General features: G+C 69.1%; 4 protein-coding genes and 1 pseudogene. All 5 read left to right on the top strand.

The features are described from left to right. Positions 1-117 precede the first annotated feature (117 nt). Positions 118-1,497, top strand: a complete 1,380-nt coding sequence (locus Tther_RS12690; RefSeq protein ID WP_143904445.1) for an MFS transporter — start codon at positions 118-120, stop codon at positions 1,495-1,497. A gap of 90 nt (positions 1,498-1,587) precedes the next feature. Then, a complete protein-coding gene (locus tag Tther_RS12685) occupies positions 1,588-2,613 on the top strand; it encodes an ABC transporter substrate-binding protein (protein ID WP_143904443.1) in 1,026 nt (341 codons plus the stop codon). A 6-nt stretch (positions 2,614-2,619) separates the two neighbouring features. Next, complete coding sequence (locus Tther_RS12680) at positions 2,620-3,438, top strand: ABC transporter ATP-binding protein (protein ID WP_143904441.1); 819 nt, start codon at positions 2,620-2,622, stop codon at positions 3,436-3,438. Positions 3,439-3,456: 18 nt separating this feature from the next. Next, positions 3,457-4,284, top strand: a complete 828-nt coding sequence (locus Tther_RS12675; protein WP_143904439.1) for an ABC transporter permease — start codon at positions 3,457-3,459, stop codon at positions 4,282-4,284. Positions 4,285-4,337: 53 nt separating this feature from the next. After that, a pseudogene (locus Tther_RS12670) lies at positions 4,338-4,502 on the top strand (SMR family transporter); the annotation flags it as partial. Positions 4,503-4,664 lie beyond the last annotated feature (162 nt).

Here is a 4,664-nt window from a genome sequence, read left to right as displayed (position 1 = left end):
GCATCCTCCACCACCACCCGCAACTGGTAGCGCGCGATCTCGATCAGGTCGTCCGGCCCCACCGGTGCCGACACCACGGCGCGGCCGTTGACGTAGGTGCCGTTGGTGCTGTCGGTCATGGTCGGCGCGATAGCGGCCCTGATGTCCTCGACCGTGGTCAACGTCGCCATCCCGGCCCTCAGCCAGGCGTTTGCGCTCGGCCAGGACCAGGCGCAGTGGGTCAGCTCGGGCTTCATGGCCGCCTCGGTGGTGGGGATGCTGACCACGCCGTGGATGCTGACCCGGTTTGGCTTTCGGCGCACGTATGAGCTGTGCCTGCTGGCCCTTATGGTCGGCGGGTTGCTCGGCGGACTGGCCGACCGGTACGCGCTGGTGCTGACCGCGCGGCTGGCCGAGGGGTGGGCAGCCGGGGTGGTGCAGCCGATCCCGGCCATCGTGATCCTGCGCGCCTTCCAGCCCGACGAGCAGGGACGCGCCAGCGGCCTGTTTGGCATGGGGGTGGTGCTGGCGCCCGCGCTGGGCCCGAGCCTGGGCGGGGTGCTGGTGGAGGCGCTGGGGTGGCGCTCGATTTTTTTCATGGTGCTGCCGTTTGGCGTGCTGTCGCTGTGGCTGGCGCGGCGCTACGTGCCGGTGACCGCGCCCGGCGGGGTTGCCCCGCAGCGTGGGCTGGCGCTGGACCGCGTGGGGCTGGTGCTGGCCACCGTGGCCACGCTGGCGTTGCTGACCGGGCTGGTGGCGGTGCACGCCGCCCCACCCGCCCAGGCCGCGCTGCATCTGGTGGGCGCTGCGGTGGCGCTGGCCGCGTTTGTCGCGTGGCAGCGGCGGGGCCGTCGGCGGGGCGCCCCTGCCCCGCTGTTGCAGCTGGCCGTGTTTCGCCACCGGGCGTTTGCGGCTGGCAGCTGGGTCGCCTTGATCTACGGTGCGGTGCTGTTTGGCTCCACCTACCTGATCCCGGTGCATTTGCAAATGGGCCTGGGGCTGCCCGCAGCCTACGTGGGCGCGTTGCTGTTGCCGGCCGGGCTGGTGCTGGCGGCCACCATCGCCATCGTCGGGCGACTGGCCGACCGGCAGCCCGCGCACCGGCTGGTGGCCATCGGCTTGGCGGTGCTGACGCTGTCCTTCGTCGGCTTTGCCCTGGTGCAGCCTGCAACGCCGCTGGCGGCGTTGGTCGCGCTGGCCATCGTCGGGCGCGTGGGCTTGGGCTTTGTGTTGCCGTCGCTCAACCTGGGTGCGATGCGTGCCCTGCCCGCCAGTGAAATCCCGCAGGGCTCCAGCGCCATCGGGGTGTTGCGCATGCTGGGCGGCGCGGTGGGCGTGAGCCTGTGCGGCATGGTGGTCGAGTGGCGCTGGGCGGCGCTGGCACTGCCTGCCGTGGGGGCACCGCCGGCCGCGCGCCTGGCGGCCTTTGCCTGGGCGTTTTGGCTGCTGGCGGCGCTGTGCGCGCTGGCGCTGCTGAGCGCGCGCGCCTTGCGCCCGGTCCCACCCGCGCGCCATTGACCCGGGGCGACACCGCGCCGTGGGATCGGCCGGGGTTTTGGGGTACAGTGATTGGGCTTGGCACCCCAAACGCAAACGAGGAGACCCATGATGCAACGACGCGACATCCTGGCCGCCGCACTGGCGGCCGCTGCCTGGCCCGGCTGGGCGCGCGCGCAGGCGCCGGAAAAGCCCAAGGTCACCATCGCCGTCGGCGGCAAGAACCTGTTTTATTACCTGCCGCTGACCATTGCCGAGCAGTTGGGTTACTTCAAGGCCGAAGGGCTGGACGTGACCATCGTCGATTTTGCCGGTGGCTCGCGGGCGTTGCAGGCGGTGGTGGGCGGCAGCGCCGATGTCGTTTCCGGCGCCTTCGAGCACACGATCAACATGCAGGCCAAGGGCCAGCCGATGCGCGCCTTCGTGCTGCAAGGGCTGGCGCCGCAAATCGTGCTTGGCGTCAACCCCAAAACGCTGCCCAACTTCCGATCCGTCGCCGACCTCAAGGGCCGCAAGATTGGCGTCACCGCCCCGGGCAGCTCGACCCACATCATGCTCAACTTCGTGCTGGCCAAGGCCGGCCTCAAGCCCAGCGATGTCAGCGTCATCGGCGTGGGCGCGAGCAACGGCGCCGTGGCGGCGATGCGCGCCGGGCAAATCGACGCCATCAGCAACCTCGATCCGGTCATCACCCTGTTGCAGCGCTCCGGGGACCTGCGGGTGGTGGTGGACACGCGCAAACCGGCCGAGGCCGAGCGCGTCTTTGGCGGACCCATGCCGGCCGGCTGCCTGTACGCGCCCGAGTCCTTCGTCGCGCAACATCCCCACACCGTGCAAGCACTGACCAACGCCATGGTGCGCGCCAACAAGTGGATCCAGCACGCCGGCGCAGGCGACATCATCAAGACTGTCCCCGAAAGCTACTTGCTGGGCGACCGCGCGGTCTACATCGACGGTTTTCTGGCGGCCAAGCCCGCGCTGTCGCCCGACGGCCTGATTCCGCCCAAGGGGCCGGAGACGGCGCTGCGCGCACTGGCCAGCGTGGACGACAAGCTCGCCCGCGCGCAACTGGATCTGGCGGCCACCTACACCAACACCTTCGCGCAACGGGCCAACGCCCGCTACCCCAAGGGATAAGCACGCATGGCCGCAGCGGCAGCGATCGAACTGCTCGACATCGCCTGCACCTTCGCCGGCCACGGCACGGCAGGCCAGCGCTACACGGCGGTCGAGCACGTGTCGCTGACGGTGGGCGCGGGGGAGTTCGTCAGCGTCGTCGGCCCCACCGGCTGCGGCAAGAGCACGCTGCTCAACGTGGCCGCCGGGCTGTTGGCCCCCAGCCGAGGCACGGTGCGCTGTTTTGGCGCGCCGCTGACGGGGCTCAACCGCCGCGCCGGCTACATGTTCCAGGCCGAAAGCCTCATGCCCTGGCGCACGGCGCTGGGCAACGTGATGGCAGGGCTGGAGTTTCGCGGCGTGCCCGCGGCCGAGGCGCGTGCGCAGGCCGAGGCGTGGCTACGCCGTGTCGGGCTGGGGGCGTTTGGCGACCGCTACCCGCACCAGATGAGCGGCGGCATGCGCAAGCGCGCCAGCCTGGCGCAGACCCTGGTGCTGGACCCCGACATCATCCTGATGGACGAGCCCTTTTCGGCGCTGGACATCCAGACCCGCCAGCTCATGGAAAACGAGCTGCTGGCCCTCTGGAGCGCCAAGCGCAAGGCGGTGCTGTTCATCACCCACGATCTGGACGAGGCGATTGCCTTGAGCGACCGCGTGGTCGTGATGAGCGCCGGCCCCGCGGCACGCCCGATTGGCGACTTCACCATCGACCTGCCGCGCCCGCGTGACGTGGCCGAAATCAAGATGACGCCGCGCTTCCTGGACCTGCACGCCGCCATCTGGGGCGTGCTGCGCGAGGAGGTGCTCAAGGGCTACCAACAACAACTGGGCCGCGCGGCCTGACCCCCCGCTTTGGCAACCATGTGGCAATGGCTCAAACCCCGCCCTGGCAACCTGCGGCTGTGGCAGCTGGCGCTGCTGCTCGCCGTCTTCCTGCTGTGGCATGCGCTCACGGCGCCGGGGCTGATCCCCCCGTTCGTCTTCGACAACGATCGGCAGGCCGCCTTTTTCTTTGGCGAGCCGCTCAAGGTGCTGGCGCGCATCTGGGCCTGGTTCGTGACCGACGCCGACATCTACCAGCACCTGGGCATCACGCTGGCCGAAACCCTGCTGGCGTTTGGCATCGGCTCGGTCACCGGGCTGGCGGCGGGGCTGTGGCTGGCGCTGTCGCCCATGGCGTCGGCGATTCTCGAGCCTTACATCAAGGCGCTCAACTCGATGCCGCGCATCATCCTGGCGCCGATCTTTTCCGTGTGGTTCGGGCTGGGCATCGGCTCCAAGGTCGCGCTGGGCGTGACGCTGGTGTTTTTCATCGTGTTCTTCAACGTCTACCAAGGCGTGCGCGAGGTCAGCCCCGTGGTGCTGGCCAATGCGCGCATGCTGGGCGCGAGCCCGCGCCAGCTGTTGCGCCATGTGTATTTGCCCAGCGCGACGAGCTGGGTGTTCAGCTCGCTGCACACCTCGGTGGGGCTGGCCTTCGTCGGCGCGGTGGTGGGCGAGTACCTGGGCTCCAGCCAGGGTGTGGGCTACCTGATCCTGCAGGCCGAAGGCACCTTCGACATCAACACCGTGATGGCTGGCATCCTGGTGCTGACGGCCTTTGCGCTGGTGCTGGACGCGCTGGTGGGCCGCATCGAGCGGCGGCTGCTGACCTGGCAGCCCAAAGCCGGCGAGACCGAAAAGCTGTGATCCCACGGAGCGGCACGCGATGAACCCCTGGTTGCTGCTGGCGCTGGTCATCGGTGGGCATCACCTACGCGGTGTGGTCGGGGCTGGGCATCGTGCTGATCACGGTGGCGGCCTTCGTCCTGTACGGTCAACGGATCGATCTGGCGGGGTGGATCGGCATCGGGCTGATCGTCGCGGGCGTGCTGGTGCTCAATGTGTTTTCGCGCGCGACGGCGCATGGATGCAGCGCAGCGCCACCACCACGGCCCACCCCGATTGTGCAACCTCTTTTCTGTAAATTTCCGGTTGGGTGGTCATGACAACCGGGTTACAGGTTGAAGTTGAGATAGACCTTGCCGGTCAGCCACTCGTCGTCGAGTTCGGCGAGCATTGCGGAAACC

It is taken from the genome of Tepidimonas thermarum, assembly GCF_007556705.1.
In the GTDB taxonomy this organism is placed as follows: domain Bacteria; phylum Pseudomonadota; class Gammaproteobacteria; order Burkholderiales; family Burkholderiaceae_C; genus Tepidimonas; species Tepidimonas thermarum.
The sequence above is the reverse complement of the archived record's forward strand: the minus strand, read 5'-3'. Positions and strand labels throughout refer to the sequence as shown.